The sequence below is a fragment of the Glutamicibacter sp. B1 genome (genome assembly GCF_039602135.1).
GTDB classification, from domain to species: domain Bacteria; phylum Actinomycetota; class Actinomycetes; order Actinomycetales; family Micrococcaceae; genus Glutamicibacter; species Glutamicibacter ectropisis.
The window spans coordinates 1,604,148-1,620,662 of the sequence record NZ_CP125942.1 but is presented as its reverse complement, the minus strand read 5'-3'; the positions used below and the strand labels follow the sequence as shown (position 1 = coordinate 1,620,662).

General features: G+C 54.6%; 17 protein-coding genes. 6 read left to right on the top strand and 11 right to left on the bottom strand.

What is annotated here, in order from left to right; all coding sequences use genetic code 11:
• Window positions 1–55: 55 nt before the first annotated feature.
• The 11 genes from QMQ05_RS07460 to rpsP all read right to left on the bottom strand — a co-directional run bounded on the left by QMQ05_RS07460 (window position 56) and on the right by rpsP (window position 8,973).
• Window positions 56–376, bottom strand: a complete 321-nt coding sequence (locus tag QMQ05_RS07460) for a DUF2469 domain-containing protein (RefSeq protein ID WP_058254196.1) — start codon at window positions 374–376, stop codon at window positions 56–58.
• The gene (locus QMQ05_RS07455; RefSeq protein ID WP_345474297.1) at window positions 376–1,140 is read right to left on the bottom strand and encodes a ribonuclease HII; all 765 of its coding nucleotides are present in this window, start codon (window positions 1,138–1,140) and stop codon (window positions 376–378) included. The genes QMQ05_RS07460 and QMQ05_RS07455 overlap by 1 nt, the downstream gene beginning before the upstream one ends.
• Entirely contained in the window at window positions 1,115–1,819 is a 705-nt protein-coding gene (lepB, locus tag QMQ05_RS07450) for a signal peptidase I (RefSeq protein ID WP_345474295.1), read from the bottom strand. Before lepB (QMQ05_RS07450) ends, QMQ05_RS07455 begins: the two co-directional genes overlap by 26 nt.
• Window positions 1,820–1,991: 172 nt before the next feature.
• A complete protein-coding gene (locus QMQ05_RS07445) occupies window positions 1,992–2,576 on the bottom strand; it encodes a hypothetical protein (protein WP_345474293.1) in 585 nt (194 codons plus the stop codon).
• Window positions 2,577–2,747: 171 nt separating this feature from the next.
• On the bottom strand, window positions 2,748–5,138 hold the full coding sequence (locus QMQ05_RS07440) for a S1 family peptidase (RefSeq protein WP_345474291.1): 2,391 nt from the start codon (window positions 5,136–5,138) through the stop codon (window positions 2,748–2,750).
• A gap of 425 nt (window positions 5,139–5,563) precedes the next feature.
• A complete protein-coding gene (lepB, locus tag QMQ05_RS07435; protein WP_434063193.1) occupies window positions 5,564–6,211 on the bottom strand; it encodes a S26 family signal peptidase in 648 nt (215 codons plus the stop codon).
• Window positions 6,212–6,224: 13 nt separating this feature from the next.
• Entirely contained in the window at window positions 6,225–6,584 is a 360-nt protein-coding gene (gene rplS / locus QMQ05_RS07430) for a 50S ribosomal protein L19 (protein ID WP_058254190.1), read from the bottom strand.
• 251 nt (window positions 6,585–6,835) lie between these two features.
• Window positions 6,836–7,663, bottom strand: coding sequence for a tRNA (guanosine(37)-N1)-methyltransferase TrmD (gene trmD / locus QMQ05_RS07425; protein WP_345474287.1), 828 nt, complete (start codon window positions 7,661–7,663; stop codon window positions 6,836–6,838).
• 3 nt (window positions 7,664–7,666) lie between these two features.
• A complete protein-coding gene (rimM, locus tag QMQ05_RS07420) occupies window positions 7,667–8,203 on the bottom strand; it encodes a ribosome maturation factor RimM (protein WP_345474285.1) in 537 nt (178 codons plus the stop codon).
• Window positions 8,204–8,317: 114 nt separating this feature from the next.
• A complete protein-coding gene (locus tag QMQ05_RS07415) occupies window positions 8,318–8,560 on the bottom strand; it encodes an RNA-binding protein (protein ID WP_022876627.1) in 243 nt (80 codons plus the stop codon).
• Between the two features lie 2 nt (window positions 8,561–8,562).
• A complete protein-coding gene (rpsP, locus tag QMQ05_RS07410; RefSeq protein ID WP_334121614.1) occupies window positions 8,563–8,973 on the bottom strand; it encodes a 30S ribosomal protein S16 in 411 nt (136 codons plus the stop codon).
• Between the two features lie 260 nt (window positions 8,974–9,233).
• Here rpsP and QMQ05_RS07405 point away from each other — a divergent pair, with 260 nt between their 5' ends.
• From QMQ05_RS07405 to QMQ05_RS07380, 6 genes are all read left to right on the top strand, one after another.
• Window positions 9,234–9,863, top strand: a complete 630-nt coding sequence (locus QMQ05_RS07405) for a LysE family translocator (RefSeq protein ID WP_345474281.1) — start codon at window positions 9,234–9,236, stop codon at window positions 9,861–9,863.
• 346 nt (window positions 9,864–10,209) lie between these two features.
• The gene (efeU, locus tag QMQ05_RS07400; RefSeq protein ID WP_345474279.1) at window positions 10,210–11,043 is read left to right on the top strand and encodes an iron uptake transporter permease EfeU; all 834 of its coding nucleotides are present in this window, start codon (window positions 10,210–10,212) and stop codon (window positions 11,041–11,043) included.
• 44 nt (window positions 11,044–11,087) lie between these two features.
• Window positions 11,088–12,239: an iron uptake system protein EfeO gene (gene efeO, locus QMQ05_RS07395; protein WP_345474277.1), complete on the top strand. Its 1,152-nt coding sequence runs from the start codon at window positions 11,088–11,090 to the stop codon at window positions 12,237–12,239.
• A gap of 8 nt (window positions 12,240–12,247) precedes the next feature.
• Window positions 12,248–13,537: an iron uptake transporter deferrochelatase/peroxidase subunit gene (gene efeB, locus QMQ05_RS07390; protein ID WP_345474275.1), complete on the top strand. Its 1,290-nt coding sequence runs from the start codon at window positions 12,248–12,250 to the stop codon at window positions 13,535–13,537.
• Window positions 13,538–13,824: 287 nt separating this feature from the next.
• The gene (locus tag QMQ05_RS07385; protein WP_345474273.1) at window positions 13,825–15,630 is read left to right on the top strand and encodes a glycosyltransferase; all 1,806 of its coding nucleotides are present in this window, start codon (window positions 13,825–13,827) and stop codon (window positions 15,628–15,630) included.
• Between the two features lie 90 nt (window positions 15,631–15,720).
• Window positions 15,721–16,485 (top strand): CatB-related O-acetyltransferase, encoded by a 765-nt coding sequence (locus QMQ05_RS07380; protein WP_345474271.1) that lies wholly within the window; start codon window positions 15,721–15,723, stop codon window positions 16,483–16,485.
• Window positions 16,486–16,515 lie beyond the last annotated feature (30 nt).

The window sequence follows — 16,515 nt, the reverse complement described above, 5'->3', positions numbered from 1 at the left end:
CGGAGTCCTCGGGCTCTTCCGGTCACTAGGAAGCGCGCAGTGTGGATAACGGAAGCTAGGAGTCTAGCCCTTCTTTAGGGATCTCCAGCTCGTCCCGGTTCAGTTCCTCCACGTTGACGTCCTTGAAGGTCAGCACCTGCACGTTCTTAACGAAGCGTCCCTGCCGGTAGATATCCCAGACCCATGCATCACTCAGGTTTAGTTCAAAATAGACTTCACCAGCATTGCTCAACGTTTTGACGTCTACGTGATTTGCCAAGTAGAAGCGTCGCTCGGTCTCGACCACGTAATTGAACAGCCCCACCACGGTTTTGTACTCGCGGTACAACTGCAGTTCCATGTCGGACTCGTAGTTTTCTAAGTCGTCGCCGGCCATCACTTTGCTTCCTTTGTTGTGCCTTCACCTTGGGCCCGGTGCCCCGATGAAGTCAAATTCCAGCTTTTGCGGTGGTAATCGCAAGGACCGAGCGTTTCTATCGCAGCTCGGTGTGTGTTCGTAGCGTAGCCCTTATTGATGTCCCAGCCGAATTCTGGATACTTCTTGGACAATTCACTCATGATTCCATCGCGTTCAACCTTGGCCAAAATGGAGGCCCCAGCGATCGCTTGGCAGGTCATGTCACCCTTGATGATGGTGGCGACCGGGACGTGTACGCCCACAGGCTCCCGGTCATCGGCAAGAACATCAAAGAGATCTGGTTCAGGTGCGGTGAGCCAGTCATAACTGCCATCCAGCAGGATAGCTTCAGGGGCAATCGCGCAGTGTTCTATTGCACGGGTTCCGGCTAATCGCAGGGCCGCGGTCACTCCCAAGTCATCGATCTCTTCAGACGATGCATGGCCGACCCCGTAGCCCACCGCCCAGTCGCGAACTTCAGGTACGAGTTCTTCGCGCGTTTCAGGACGTAGGAGTTTTGAATCGCGAAGTTCAGGGAATTCTCGTACTTCGTGAATGTCAATTACGGTGATGCCCACGGTGATTGGTCCAGCCAGAGCACCACGGCCCACCTCATCCACTGCTCCGATGAATCGAGCCTGATAAGCAGCCGCTAGGGCGCGCTCATGTTCTAGGGTGGTGGGCTCGTTTTTGGTGGTTTTCCTCGCTGAGGGCATATTAGTTGCTGGCCGCATCTGGGACATTGGCAAAGACTTCATCGTGCGAAGAGATCGTTCCCCAGCGCGAGGTTGGCCAGGAAATAACTGATGCCTTTCCTTGGACAGAGTCGATATCGACAAAGCCACCTTGGATGTCAGTGTGGAATCGTGAATCGGCGCTGGCTGCACGGTGGTCGCCCATGACCCAGATCTTGCCTTCAGGTACGGTCACCGAGAATTCCATATCTGATGGCTTGTTGCCGGTGTAGATATAGGGTTCATCGATGGCTTCACCATTGATTTTGATCTTGTCGATGGAAGCATCGTACTCGACGGTGTCCCCCGGCATGCCGATGATTCGCTTAACGAGATACTGTTCGCCAGATGCCGGCAAGATACCAACGAAGGAGAGCGCATTTTCAAATGCGGTCGGCGATTCGGTCACCGGTGGTAGCCACCCTAAGTCGTCACGGAAGACGACAACGTCGCCACGGTCCAGTTCAAAAGGCCCTGGCACCATCAGGTTGGCAAAGATCCGGTCGTTAACTTCCAAGGTGTGTTCCATGGAGCCTGAAGGAATGTAATAGGCACGGAAGAAGAAGGTTTTGATCACGAAGGAAAGCGCCAACGCAATAACCACGATGATGACGATCTCACGAATGAATCGCCAGGTCTTATAAAGCGGTCCCTTGTCGTGGGGATTTTCTGCTGGTGCGGCGCTCACAGTTTGATTAATACCTTCCCTAATCGCGTAACACTCCCCATCTTACGTGCCTGAGACTAACGAAGTGTTCATTGCCTATTGATGCGAATGGCGTGGGTAAAGCTAATGGTCAGCCGGTTGTGGGCTGACCATTAGTTATCATTTTTGAAATTGGCAGGAGGTAAGAATGTTCCTAGGAGCTTGCTGGTGAGGCGATGCCACCGCTGACCTTGTAATCCACAGGAATATCTCCGACAGGCTTGTCTTGCTCGATGAGCTTGGAAACGGCATCCATCTGTGTTTTATCAACGGAGAGGGTGATGCCCCCGGTTTCAGGATTCAGGGAGTACGCATGAATTGAGCTTCGGATTGGGTTCTCTTGTTTTCCTTGCCAAGCCATGATGTCTTCAATGGCTGAACGAAGTTCTGCACTGCTGTACTTCACGAGATGAGCGACGGCACCGGCATCTTCGATGACGCTGAGCTGGCTCTCTTTGGTGGTTGAAACGTGGAGTTTCCCATCCTTGATCCAGCTTTGAACGTAGTCGTCGCCGAGATCTGTCGACAGTTTGTCGTTGGCATCGAGCAGGGCGTTTTGGTCCACAGAATTCTCACTTTGAGTTTCGGTCGGTTCAGCTGCAGAAGAGCTCTGCGCTCCTGAGGTTTCTTTGGTTCCTGGATCGGTTCCTTGACCGCATCCGCTCAACAATAAACTGGCCATCAGTGCGGTGGAAGCTAATGCCAATGGAGTGCGTGATGTTCTAGCGTTGAAATTCATAATTGCACCTCGGTTTTTGCGTACCCGTAACCTGCCTTGATTTGAGGCTAACGGGCTATTCGTAAAGCAGTCGGTGAACCACATGTGTACTAACTAAAAAGTGTCCCGCTACCTTTTGTGAGGTAGCGGGACACTTTTAGAGGTTCCTAGAACCTATGGGTGTTGCTTTCCTTACCCGTGGCGGCGGTTACCGCGACGGAACAGGAGGAACATTGCACCAACCAGGGCCAGTGCGCCACCTGCAGCGATCAAAGGAGCGCTGCTCGAACCGGTGTCAGCCAGTGGATCCTTCTTCTCAGGAGTTTCCTTTGGCGTCGACGACTTGGTTGGCTCGTCCGACTTGTCATCCTTTGGAGCTTCCGAAGACTCTTCAGTCTTGGATTCCGAAGGCTCCGAGGTTGGAGTCTTCGTCTCAGTTGGAGTTGCCGATTCAGTTGGCTCCTCGGTTGCAGTCTCGGTTGGAGTAGCAGTCTCAGTTGGAGTTGCCGACTCGGTTGGCTCAGTCGGTTCAACAGTAGGCTCAGTTGGCTCTACAGTTGGCTCAGTCGGTTCAACAGTAGGCTCAGTTGGCTCTACAGTTGGCTCAGTCGGTTCAACAGTAGGCTCAGTTGGCTCAGTCGGTTCAACAGTAGGCTCAGTTGGCTCAGTCGGTTCAACAGTAGGCTCAGTTGGCTCTACAGTTGGCTCAGTCGGTTCAACAGTAGGCTCAGTTGGCTCAGTCGGTTCAACAGTAGGCTCAGTCGGTTCAACAGTAGGCTCAGTTGGCTCTACAGTTGGCTCGGTTGGCTCAGTCGGAGTCGGAGTAGGCTCTTCAGTTGGGGTTGGCGTCGGAACCGCAATAACAACTACGTTGCTCTGGGTGGTTGCCGACTTATCAAAGCCCTTGTGTGCTTGAAGAGTGAACTCGTATGCGCCGGTCTTCTCTGGAGCATCGAAGCTGAACTTTCCACTTGAATCAACGGTCACAGTTTTGACAACCTTGCCGTCAACGATGACATCAACCTGGGTACCCGAAGAAGCATCCTTCACGCTACCGGAAATCTTGCTACCAGCTTCAACCTCAGCACCGGTTTCGGTGGTCAAGGCAGGAGCGTTGATGAAGAGCTTGACGGTGTAGCCCTTGACGTAGCCCTTCTTGACAACGTCGTCGAGCGAGGTGTACATAGCGAGGTCATCGGCGGTGTTTTCGCTGCCGTCTTCACCAGCACCGTTTGCAGAGTTGATACCGACGGCCTTGTTGCCGATCAGAACCGCACCACCGGAGTCACCCTGATCCAGAACCTTCTGGCCTGGGTTGTCAGCGGTGTATCCCCAAACGTCGCGCAGGGTGTTGTCATAACCGAGAACGAAGAAGATACCTTCACCGGTGATAGTCGAGCAGCTCCAACCGGTGGTTGCACCCGAAGAGCAAGCTTCGGCGCCAACGGTTCCGGCTGATACGCCGGTCACGTTCAGGACCTTATCGCGCTCGTCGCCGCCAGCTGGCCACTGCGAAACGCCGGCGTGCAGGTTCAAGTCAGCGTTGATGTCCTTGATGACCGAGATGTCGGTACCTGGGTTTTCAGTATCAACGTCGTCCCAGGTAGCGTCCATCGGGTAGCCCGAGTTGTTTGGTCCTCCGAACTGGGCGAATCCGAAGGTGCCCAGCGGATCAGTGTAACCAAGGAAATCGCTAGGAGCGTTCGCTTCCAGAACGAAGGTGTCAGTCATGGCACCGTCTTCGGTGCAGTGACCGGCGCTGAGGATCGCATCCTTGCCGTTAGCGTCCCATGCGTTAAAACCGATCGAACAACGAGACTGCGGTTCCTGACCAGCCTGCGTCATTGCATAGCCCATGCCACCGTAGATGTCTTCCGAAGCGCCAGGCTTTGCGGCACCCTTGGAATCCTTATCGGACGCTTCGAGCACAACGTCAGAATTGGCTTCCTTAGCAAACTCCTCCAAAGATAGGTCGCCGGTGCCGGCGGACTTCTTTGGAGCAAGCGTCTTGGATCCCTCGATGGAGCCGGGGCCGGAAGCGATGATCTTAACGACATCCTTACCCTTGACCTTGGTCTCAACGATCGCGGTCAGGCGTGTCAGCTCATTATCATCAACATTCTCAGCAAGCTCTCCGTACACACCCTTGGCGGTGGAGAGGTTGTTTGTGTTGATTTCGAGCGAAACAGCAGCCTTGGTAGCAGCGACTACCTTCTTGGCCTTTTCAGCGTCTTTCTCGCTGACCTTGACCTTGGCCTTACCGTTTTCTACCGAAGTACGAGTTGCAATGCCTTCTTTTTCAAGAGCCTTGTCGACGGTTGCTGCGGTCTCATTGGCCTTGGAATCTTCCAAGTACTCATCAACGGTCTTGTCCAGGTCACGTTCGATCGCTTCTGGAAGGCCGGTGGTGTCCACAGCGCCTTCGGTGGACGATGCACTAGGAGTGGACTTCTGGGATACAGAAGGCGAGCTAGTCGCTTCCGGTGCAGCAACTGCTGGCATGAAGCTACTGCCAACTACCAAAGCGGTAGCGGCTGCAGCAACGATGCCACGTTGCGCAGTCTTTTTATTTGGATTTGGCATTAATGCTTCTCCCACATTTATGGTGCGAGTGCTCGTGGTGCTCTTACCTCAGGGCACACTTCTAAGCACAGGTGTTGTTACCAAAATGAAACAATAGCCGCTCTTCCAAGTAGTTTTCAAGTATCGAATCAAACGAAAATACAAATACGGAAACGTGTTTTCCCAAGTCAGCACGCGTGGCTTAAATTCGACTACGTCACATCTTACGAGCCAGTAGCGTTTGTTTAAGATTGGAGTTATCTTTCTAGTACCTAGTCAGAGGTGGGGAACCTGTGTGTTTGAGCAGAATCTACACATCAGAAACATAGAAATACGATGTTGTCTGTGAAACCTCGAAAAAAATTACACACCCGACGAAAAAAGGCGCCAGAAAACGAGAAATTTCGTTTTCTGACGCCTTCCGGCTAGCTGCCGGTTACGAGTTTTTACCGGATCTCGGCACGCTGATCCAAGGGCCAAATGATGCTGGTCGCCTTGCCGGTCACCCGGTCAACACTAATCATGCCGCCGCCACTAGCACCAAGAAGTGAGCGAGAGTCTTTGGATGTGGAGCGGTGATCCCCCATGACCCATAGCCGACCTTCTGGAACCTGAACGGTGAATTCTTGTTCACTCGGTGCATCGCCGGCAAAGATATAGGGCTCATCAATCTTCTGGCCATTAACGGTGACCTGGCAATTACTGCCTTTACATTCCACGGTGTCTCCCCCGACACCGATGACGCGCTTAACGTATTTGTTGCCAGTACCGGTCAGGCTGAGCGCTCCCAGGACGTCATCGGCAAAACTAGCCCGGGCGTAGGGCAGGAATGATCCGCGTCCGTCAAAAACAATCACGTCGCCACGCTGAGGTGATTCATCCTGATAGGCGCGACGGTCAACGGCAATGCTCTGGCCGGGGTTCAACGTCGACTCCATAGAGTTTGAGTCAATATGAAAGACATCGATTACCGTGGCACGGAAAATGATGGTGCTGATCAGGCCAAGAATGATGGCGAGTACGGCGAAGCGCCAGACCCAAGAAAAGGCCCGGCGCTTCAAAGTTGCTCGCTCAGAGCGGGCAATCTGGTTCATCGAAGAACGCAGATTACTTCTTTGCGTTGAAGTCACGCTTCTCGCGGATGCGAGCAGCCTTACCGTGACGATCACGCATGTAGTACAGCTTTGCACGACGTACGTCGCCCTTGGATACAACCTCAATCTTGTCGATGATTGGGGAGTGAACAGGGAAGGTACGCTCAACACCGGTGCCGAAGGAAACCTTGCGAACGGTGAAGGTTTCGCCAATGCCACGGCCCTGACGGCCCAATACGTAGCCCTGGAAAACCTGGACGCGCGAGTTCTTACCTTCGATGATGTTGACGTGCACCTTCAGGGTGTCGCCAGGACCGAAAGCTGGAACGTCTGAACGCAGCGAAGCTGCATCAACTGAGTCAAGAATATGCATGTTGCATCTCCTAGGATCAATGCCGCAGGTCACCGAATCCTCGTAGCGGGGCTCACCGTTGGACAGAAGCCAAACGATCTCCCCGGAACGTTTACCATCGACTGGCTCTAGCAGTCGATGCGGCGGTTTTCACGCATCCGGTCTTCCCCCTGCGGCAGGAGCCAGATAAAAACACACCAAGAAACAATTATGCCGTATCGCTACGGTTGACGCGAGTCCAGCAGAATTTCTGTTCTCGTGATGTTGGCCTCTTATTTGTCTTCTTCGGTACCGGCCCCGGTGGCCCAGTCCAATTCGGCCTTATTGGTGATCACGCCATCAACGATGGCGAATCCGTTGTGCCACAGGGCATCACGGTCACGGCGGTTCAAGGACTGCACATCCATCTGGGTAATCAGATCCGGGCGACGGGCAGCGGTACGTTTAATCTGTTCGTCGCGGCGGAAACGGCCTACACGTTGGTGGTTGCCACCGAGCAGAACTTCGGGAACCTCACGGCCACGCCAGGAAGCAGGCTTGGTATATACCGGGTATTCGAGCAACACGTCGGAGTGGGATTCTTCCACCAGGGATTCCGGGTTACCGATCACTCCGGGGATCAGTCGAGCGATGGCCTCGACCATCACCATTACCGCTACTTCTCCCCCATTAAGCACGTAGTCGCCGATGGAGACAGGGATGACGTTAAAGTTTTCGCGTGCGTAGTCCACCACGCGTTCGTCAATACCTTCATAACGTCCGCAGGCAAAGACCAGGTGTTCTTCTTCTGCCAATTCGTAGGCCATCTGCTGATCAAAGACGCGACCGGCAGGCGAAGGAACGATCAGGGTGGGCTTGGGTCCTTGAGCGTCGGCTGGGCGAACGGCATCCAGGGCGCGTCCCCATGGCTCGGGCATCATGACCATGCCGGCGCCACCGCCGTACGGGGTGTCGTCGACCTTGCGGTGCTTATCTTCGGTGAAGTCGCGCAGGTTGGTGACGTTCAGATCCAGGATGCCTTCTTCTGCAGCTCGGCCAATGAGTGAGAGCGAGAGCGGCTGAAGGTACTCCGGGAAAATCGAGATGACGTCTAGACGCATTATTTACTGCTCTTCTTTCTCGGAGTCGTCGTCGCTATTCAAGGTCAACAGTCCGGCAGGTGGAGTGATCACCACGATGCCAGCTTCCGGATCGATCTCCGGGACGAACTCGTCAACGAAAGGCAGGTAGATTTCGTTGCCTTCAGTATCTTCAAAGACTAAAAGATCCTGGGCAGGGTTGGTGCGAAGTGCGGTGATGACGCCGACCTGCTGGCCATCAAGCATGACCTTGAGGTCAAGCAGCTCGTGCTCATACCATTCATCTGATTCGTCTTCTGGTTCATCAGATACTTCGATTTCCAAACGGGCACCGCGCAGGGTTTCGGCTTGGTTGCGGTCGTTGATCTCCTTGAAGGAGAGCAGCAGGATGGTCTTGTTCCAGCGGGCGTTTTTCACCGTGAGGGTTTTGACCGGGCCATCAACCACGATCAGCTCTTCCCCGGCAGTAAAGCGTTCCTCGGGGTTGTCGGTGAGAACCTGGACGGTAACTTCGCCACGGATGCCGTGGGGCTTGCCGATGCGGGCAACCTGCAATCGCATAGTCTGCTGCTCTTTCTGCATTGTGTGGGGGTGAAACACGAAAGGAGTTCCCGTCACCAGTTGGACGGAAACTCCTTTCGAAATGAAGCCAACGAAGAGTTGGGCTGCAGTTGCTTAGCCGCGGCGGCGGTCAGTGTCGATCACATCGACACGAACCGATTCCTTGGCTAGCGCTGCCATGACGGTACGCAGTGCTCGTGCGGTGCGTCCCTGACGACCGATCACACGACCGAGATCTTCAGGGTTGACCCGAACTTCGAGCAAATCGCCGCGGCGGGTGGACTTCAAGGCAACCTTGACGTCTTCCGGTTCCTCAACGATTCCGCGAACCATATGGTCTAGCGCGTCAACGAGCACTGTTACTCAGCCTCGGTTGCTTCGGCCTCTGCCTCTTCAGCAGCTGGCTTCTCAGCCTTCTTGGTGATGGCCTCAGGAAGGATCACCGAACCCTTTTCAGGAGCAACGAATGCTGGCTTAGGCTCGGCAACCTTGTAGGTGCCTTCCTGGCCATCGATGCCCTTGAACTTCTGCCAGTCACCGGTGATGTTCAGCAGCTTGTGAACCTGCTCGGTTGGCTGAGCGCCAACGGACAGCCAGTACTGAGCACGCTCAGAATCGATCTCGATGATCGATGGGTTCTCGGTTGGGTGGTACTTACCGATCTCCTCGATGGCACGGCCATCGCGCTTAGCGCGGGAGTCCATGACAACAACGCGGTAGAAAGGTGCGCGCATCTTACCGAAGCGCTTCAGACGAATTTTAACGGCCACTGTAGTGGTCACTCCTGTTTCTCAACATGTTCGAGACCGATTTTTAGCGCCTGTGGGGCAGGCCTTACTTCTCGGACTCTAAAAGGACAGGATTCGAAGCGGAGAGAGGGGCCACAACAAATCGAGTACCCTGCAATTATGCCAGAGAGTACGCGAACAGGCCAACTCTATTTAGAGGCTTAAACTCAGGCGATTCATGAGCTTGATCACCCCGGCACACAGCCTTGGGTGACAAACGCCTTAGCCCTACCATTATAGGTATGACCGTTACTTCCGCGTTAACCGCGTTCGCTCTCGTCGCGCTTTTGATGACTCTCGTTCCCGGAGTGGATACAGCCCTGATCTTGCGCTCTGCGATGACGCGGGGACGAAGTGATGCGATGGTAGCGGCGCTGGGGATTTCCACCGGTGTTTTCATCTGGGGTATCGCGGCAGCTGCCGGAGCGTCCGCGGTCTTGGCCGCTTCTCATTTGGCGTACCAAATCCTTACCTACGCCGGTGCTGCCTATCTCGTCTTTTTGGGCGGCCAAATGATCTACCGCAGCTTCCGGAAGAAAGAAGTGGAAGCGATCAAGGTGGAAGTCTCACGTAGTAAGTGGCGCAACTTCACCACCGGCATGATCACTAACTTACTGAACCCAAAGATTGGCGTTTTTTACATCGCTACCATCCCACAGTTCACCCCCGCCGATACCAATGCTTTGCTCATGGGAATCGCTCTAGCTACGGTGCACGTTCTGTTGACCCTGGCCTGGGCTACGGTGCTGATTATTGGGGTTAAGCTGGCTGGCCGCTGGTTGAGCTCAGCTCGCTCGGTCACCTGGATGGATCGCATCACCGGCACGGTACTGGTTGGTTTTGGTGTGAAGGTTGCGCTCTCGCGCCCCTAGCTCGCACATGAGCGGCACCTCACTGAAGCCGTCGGGCAATCCTGCCGAACCCTTCCGAGCTATACCCTCAGCACGTAAAATGCTGATCATTAGCCTACGAATGTTTTCACTAATGCAGTTTTTTCTTCGCGTTTGACGGTGCAGCTGTCGAGACGGATGCCATTTATGGTGATCTGACAAACATTACTCAGAAAATCTTAACTTCACTTGGGCGTTTTTTGCCCGATTATGATTAGGCTAACCTTATAAAGATTGACCGCGCGAGTCACCTAACTTTCGATGAGCCGGCATCACCACCCGTGATGGGCATAAGCCTCACGGGAAGTGAACCCGTGAAAGCATAATCATGATCGGAAATTACCTGATCGGCCTGCGCGAAGGCCTCGAAGCAGTGCTTATCGTTGTCCTCTTGGTGGCCTACCTGAACAAGAGTGGACGTAAACACCTGTTGCCACGAATCTGGGCAGGCATCGCCGTCGCAGTTCTCGTCTCGCTCGGCTTCGGAGCCTTACTGACTTTCGGCCCGAAAGGCTTGACCTTCGAAGCCCAGGAAATGATTGGCGGATCCTTATCCATCGTCGCCGTCGGTCTAGTGACCTGGATGATCTTCTGGATGGCAGGGGTTGCAAAAACGCTGAGCAGCGACCTGAAATCCCAAGTCGACAAAGTTGCTGACTCTTCCACCCTGGGACTGGTCTTGGTCGGAGCTTTTGCGGTAGGACGCGAAGGCCTAGAGACGGCCCTATTCCTCTGGGCCGCAGCACGAGCCACGGGCGAAACCTGGCAGCCACTCTTGGGAGCCTTCCTAGGAATCCTGACCGCCATCTTCTTAGGCATACTGCTCAACCGAGGCGTCCTTAAAATCAGCCTCTCCAAATTCTTTACCATCACCGGTGCACTTCTGGTCATCGTTGCCGGTGGCGTCTTGGCCTACGGAGTCCACGATTTGCAAGAGGCAGGATTCTTGCCAGGCGTACACAACCTCGCCTTTGACGTGTCACACATTATTGCCCCCGGTGGCGTCACCGGAACCCTACTCAAGGGCATCTTCAACTTTTCCCCTGCAACTACCTGGCTAGAAGCCATCGTCTGGGTGGCCTATGTGGTGCCCGTGATGTTCCTCTACCTACGCAAAGTTTTCGCTTCCCCGGCTAAGGCCGTAAGCAGCAAAAACGCCTAACCATCACCGCAACATTCACTGATTCTCAAAGGATTACTCACCTCATGAACAAAACAAGTACCGCTGCTGCTGTGCTCGTCGTAGGCACTCTGGCCCTGGCTGGTTGCACCGACAACACCACTCAGGCGTCGGCCGATGGCGCCATTTCCGTAGTGAGCACGGATGACGCGTGCAATGTTTCGACCGACACCACCGCCGGTGGCACCATCAAATTTGATGTTAAGAATGAGGGTTCGGCCGTCACCGAGTTCTACCTACTCGCCGAAGACGGACTGCGCATCGTTGGCGAGGTCGAGAACATTGGTCCGGGTGTTACCCGTGACCTGGTGGTCATGGCACCACAAGGAAAGTACTTCACTGCCTGCAAGCCGGGCATGGTCGGCGACGGTATTCGTGCAGCCTTTACCGTCAACGAAGCCGCCGACGGCCAGGAAGTATCGGCTGACCGCGCTGCTTTGCAGAAGAACGCTACGGATCAATATGCCGCTTATGTGAAGGATCAGAACGAACAGTTGGTGCGCGGAACCGAAAAGTTCGCCGACGCTTTTGCCTCCGGAGATGAGGAGCTAGCCAAGAGCCTGTACGCACCAACGCGCATGCACTGGGAGCGCATCGAGCCGGTAGCCGAGTCCTTCGGTGACTTGGATCCAATCTTGGATGCTCGTGAGGCCGATCTTGAAGACGGCGAAGACTTCACCGGCTGGCACCGCGCCGAAAAGGACCTCTGGGCACCAAAGGGCTACACCAAGATGACTGAGAGCGAACGCGAGAAGATCGCCACCAAGATGGTCGAGGACACCAAAGAGCTCTACACTCGTACCCAGAGCCTAGAATTCACCCCGGACCAGCTGGCTAACGGAGCCAAGGAACTTCTCGACGAGGTAGCCACCGGAAAGGTCACCGGCGAGGAAGAAACCTTCTCCCACACTGACCTGTGGGACTTCCAAGCCAACCTTGAAGGCGCAAAAATTGCGTATGAAGATCTGCAGCCACTGCTCGTGGGCACCGACGATGCACTGGACGAAGAACTGAAAACGAACTTCGCCGCACTGCAAAAGCAGCTTGATGCCTACCGTGAGGGTGACGGCTTCAAGTACTACCAGGATCTGAGCGATGCGCAGATCAAGGAACTAGCTTCCGGTGTGGACGCACTGAGCGAACCACTATCTAAACTCACCGCCGCAGTAGTGAAGTAAAGGGTACGATGCACGAAGAATCAGCTGAATCGGAGTCCCCAAAGGGTACGACGCTGAACCGGCGCCTATTGCTTTCTGCAATGGGCGCAGGTGGCGCGGGGCTGGCCCTGGGAGCACTGGGGCATAGCGCTTACGCCAGCCAAAAGAGCCAGCAGGTCCCCGATGATCAGGTGCCGTTTTACGGTGAGCACCAGTCCGGGATCATCACCGAAGCTCAAGACCGGATGCATACCGCAGCCTTTGATGTTCAGGCGCAGTCCCGTGATGAACTCATCGAGTTGCTTCAGACCTGGACTCAGGCGATTGCTCAAATGATGCAGGGCCAACCTATCGGAACTTCGGGCGCTGTTGATGGTTCTTATGATGCTCCCCCGGAAGACACCGGTGAGGCGCTGGGACTGCCAGCATCACGGCTGACGGTCACCGTCGGGTTTGGGCGTACCCTCTTTGAAAAAGACGGCAAGACCAGATTTGGACTTGATGGCAAACTTCCCGAGGCACTGATTGAGCTTCCACATTTTCGTTCAGACATGATCGAAGAGGCCCGCAGCAACGGGGACATCATTGTCCAAGCCTGCGCCGATGATCCACAGGTTGCGGTCCACGCCATCCGCAACCTTGCCCGCTTAGCTTTCGGCAAAGCCAACGTCCGCTGGTCGCAGATTGGTTTTGGGCGCACCTCAAAAACCAGTTCGGCGCAGAGCACCCCACGCAATCTCTTCGGCTTTAAAGACGGCACCGATAACATCGTGGCCGAGCACACCGATGATCTTAATGCGCATGTGTGGGTGCAGAAGGAACAGACGGACCAGGCATGGATGGCCGGCGGAAGCTATATGGTGATCCGACGTATTCGCATGCACATTGAAACCTGGGATCGTGCCACCTTGGGCGAACAAGAAAACTTGGTGGGACGACTCAAGGGTAGTGGTGCTCCCCTCTCCGGCGGCGAAGAATTCACGGCACCCGACTTCAACATGGCCGGTAGCAATGGTCCAATCATCCCGGTGGACTCCCACATTGCGGTGGTGCATCCCGATGCACATAAGGGAATCAGGATGCTGCGTCGCGGATTCAATTACACCGATGGCTCCGATGGGTTAGGCCGTTTAGACGCCGGGCTTTTCTTCATCGCCTTCGTGACCGATGCACGCACGCACTTTGTTCCCATCCAACAGGCCATGAGTGCCAACGACGCGATGACCGAATATCTTCGCAATACCAGTTCTGGGCTCTACGCCATTGTTCCTGGAGTGCGTGAAGGTCAATATCTCGGTCAGCAACTTTTTGAAAGTTAGCCGACAAGGAAACAACCTCTTCCCATACCCTCCCCACAAAACAGCACTATTGTGGGGCGGGTTGGCACAAAGTATTCACGCAGAGATTCTTGTACGCGGGTCCTGAATATAATCTGTGCTCCAGCGATACTCCTCAGCAAATAAAGCTGATAGCTGACGCTGAGAACGCAGATGAACAAGACGTGAGTGGTCTTCGAGCGCTAATATCAACAAACGTGGTAGCCACAAGCAGCAAAGCTCATACAGGGCACCACAGTTTTTTGCTCTCGATCTAAAGGACCAACTTCGTGGCATTGTCCAGCGAACATCTTGACGCCTACATGGTGACATGGAAGCTCGAACGTGAATTTGGTGGCATGACCACGGTCTGCACGCAACGTGCCGGGCTGTTCGCCCAACGCTATGGCCGCGCCTTCGTGGTGACATTCAGTCGCTCACCCGAGCAGCCACAGATCGTGGCCGAATTGGTCGACAAGGGCAAGCTCTCGGACAAGGTACAGGTGCTGAACCTCTATCTTGAATTAGCCGAGAACTCTATGCCCGGTCAGGACAAGGTCCCCGAACGCGCCTTCGAGCCGCAGGTAGCGGACCTGATGCTAGAAGATACCGTGACGTATCCCGAAGCACCGCAGAGCATCTTCAGCCAAAGTTTTACCGGCGGACCGGATGGCAGTACCAGCCAGACGAAGTTCTTACGCAAAGACGGCAGTGTCTTTTTAACAGACACCAAATTCCTTGATGAACGTGGGAAGAACCGGCGCATCTTAGAAGTGATGGCTACTGACAGTAAGGTCATCGCACGCTTTAACAGTGCTCCAGCCCTGTATCGCTACTGGCTGGGCACCTTCACGGACCACGAGAATTCCATGGTCATTGTTGACAGTAAATACACCGCCTCCATGCTGGGACGATGGGAAACGACGAAAGTTCCTAAGCTCTACGCTTTCCACAGCATCCATATTTCCAAGGGCGAAAGCTTGTTGACCGGTGAACTTTCCGAAGCACATGCGCCCATCATTGAGCAACGAAACCTCTGGGACGGTTTTGTCTTCCTCACCCAGGCACAACGAGATGCCTACGTGCGACGTTTTGGTGATGCTGATACGTCCTTTGTCATCCCCAACCCCATCAAGGCCAATACCCTCACTGACTCCTCGATCAAACGAGAGAGCAACCATCTGATTGCTGCCGGGTCACTGACCGTGAATAAAAACGTGGCAGCATCCATTCAAGTGATCGCTGAGCTAGTGCGCCGCGGACACCAACCGGTCCTGCACGTGGTGGGCCAAGGCGCCCAGCGGGAGAAGCTCGAAGCCCTCTGCCAAGAACTTCAGCTCGAAGAGCACGTGATCTTCCACGGATACTCAAATGAGTTGCCCGCACATTTCGCTCACTGCACGGCGCAGTTATTTACCTCAACCAATGAAGGCCAAGCACTGGTGCTTCTTGAAGCCCAGCAACAGGGTTGCGTTCCAGTGTCCTTCGATATTAATTTTGGGCCCTCAGATAGCATTCGTGACGGGGTCAACGGATTTTTGGTAGCACCGGGAGATATCCAGGCCATGGCCGATAAGGCCGAAGCATTGATGACCGATCCACAGTTGGCCGCCACCATGTCGGAACAGTGCCGGGAGTTTGCCCACCACTACGCTTCACGCGATCTAATCGCACGATGGGAAGAAACCATGAACATTGCAGCCAAGCTCAAAGCCCTCGGCTCCCGTAAAGAAGTACCCGAATTTACGGCGCGCATCGCCTCGGTGTCTTTCCTCGATGATGATGGACTAGAACTTCGAGTTCAACCCTCCGTCAAAATGCCAGAAGGTACCAGCTTCGAATTGGTGGTCCTAGATCGTGAGACCCAGGACGAGATACAGGTGTATTCGAGTAGCGGATACGAAAATGAAAACGCTGTCTTCACCTTGGATGCCGACATGGTGCGCGGCGCGGTGGGACGTAACGAACCGACCGACCTGTATCTGCGGTGCCAGCTTGGTCAAAGCGTGAAGCACAAGCGTATCGGTGTTAAGAATTCGAGAATCTTGCCGTACTTCACCTCGCACAACAATCTCTCGTTTAAGCCGGAGAAGTAACAGCAATTCCTCGTACCATCAGCGACTATTCGGTGCGCACTGATCAATCACTCAGTTCCAAAACCTAAACTCTTATTCATGAAAATTTCGATGTCTCAGTTGCAACCACTGTTGCGAGAGTACCGAATCCTCTTATCCGGCCACGGTGTGCAGAGCATGGAGGACACCGGTAACTCTTATGACGGCTCAGCCTTGGTGAACTACGAAGCTGACCTTGCGTTGCACCCGTACACCACTTTCTGGGGTACCACGGGTTTGGTTTTGGGCCGCATGGGCGCCTTCTCCTACACGCATTCACGCCTGCATAAGTCGATGACCGTGGGGCGTTTTACCTCTATCGCCAAGGGCATGAGCGTAATGGGCGCCCGCCATCCTCATGAGTGGGCTTCAACCAGCCCAGTGTTTTACAACCAGAAGTTACTGGCACAGACCTATAGCGAAGATCGCGGGGTCGAGCTGAACTCGACAAAATTTGGCTACAAAGCCGGCAAGATCTCCATCGGTAACGATGTTTGGATTGGTGAGAAAGTCACCCTAGGCCACGGGATCACCATTGGAGATGGCGCAGTCATCGCTTCAAATTCCGTGGTCACCAACGACGTAGATCCCTACACGGTGGTGGGCGGTGTTCCGGCACGAGTTATCCGAGATCGCTTTGAGCCAGAAACCGCCCAAGCCTTACAGGCCAGCGCGTGGTGGGATCTAGCGCCCGAAGATCTGACGCATTGCGACGTCAGATCCCCGGACCTCTTCGCTGCTCAAGTCTTACGTGGCCGCGAACAGGGAGACTTCCAGCCATTGCTCACCGAGCCACTGACCGCCGAGGTGATCGACAAACACCTTAGGACTGCGTGAGCCCAGGGTTAGGGCCAGTCCCCCACTGGA

What these genes read in the sequence shown, in the direction of transcription:
- QMQ05_RS07460 (WP_058254196.1), bottom strand. Translation starts at nt 376, where the DNA reads ATGGCCGGCGACGACTTAGAAAACTACGAGTCCGACATGGAACTGCAG.
- efeB (WP_345474275.1), top strand. Translation starts at nt 12,248, where the DNA reads ATGCACGAAGAATCAGCTGAATCGGAGTCCCCAAAGGGTACGACGCTG.
- QMQ05_RS07380 (WP_345474271.1), top strand. Translation starts at nt 15,721, where the DNA reads ATGTCTCAGTTGCAACCACTGTTGCGAGAGTACCGAATCCTCTTATCC.
- rimM (WP_345474285.1), bottom strand. Translation starts at nt 8,203, where the DNA reads ATGCGATTGCAGGTTGCCCGCATCGGCAAGCCCCACGGCATCCGTGGC.
- efeU (WP_345474279.1), top strand. Translation starts at nt 10,210, where the DNA reads ATGATCGGAAATTACCTGATCGGCCTGCGCGAAGGCCTCGAAGCAGTG.
- QMQ05_RS07455 (WP_345474297.1), bottom strand. Translation starts at nt 1,140, where the DNA reads ATGTCCCAGATGCGGCCAGCAACTAATATGCCCTCAGCGAGGAAAACC.
- trmD (WP_345474287.1), bottom strand. Translation starts at nt 7,663, where the DNA reads ATGCGTCTAGACGTCATCTCGATTTTCCCGGAGTACCTTCAGCCGCTC.
- rplS (WP_058254190.1), bottom strand. Translation starts at nt 6,584, where the DNA reads ATGCATATTCTTGACTCAGTTGATGCAGCTTCGCTGCGTTCAGACGTT.
- QMQ05_RS07445 (WP_345474293.1), bottom strand. Translation starts at nt 2,576, where the DNA reads ATGAATTTCAACGCTAGAACATCACGCACTCCATTGGCATTAGCTTCC.
- QMQ05_RS07405 (WP_345474281.1), top strand. Translation starts at nt 9,234, where the DNA reads ATGACCGTTACTTCCGCGTTAACCGCGTTCGCTCTCGTCGCGCTTTTG.
- lepB (WP_434063193.1), bottom strand. Translation starts at nt 6,211, where the DNA reads ATGAACCAGATTGCCCGCTCTGAGCGAGCAACTTTGAAGCGCCGGGCC.
- QMQ05_RS07440 (WP_345474291.1), bottom strand. Translation starts at nt 5,138, where the DNA reads ATGCCAAATCCAAATAAAAAGACTGCGCAACGTGGCATCGTTGCTGCA.
- efeO (WP_345474277.1), top strand. Translation starts at nt 11,088, where the DNA reads ATGAACAAAACAAGTACCGCTGCTGCTGTGCTCGTCGTAGGCACTCTG.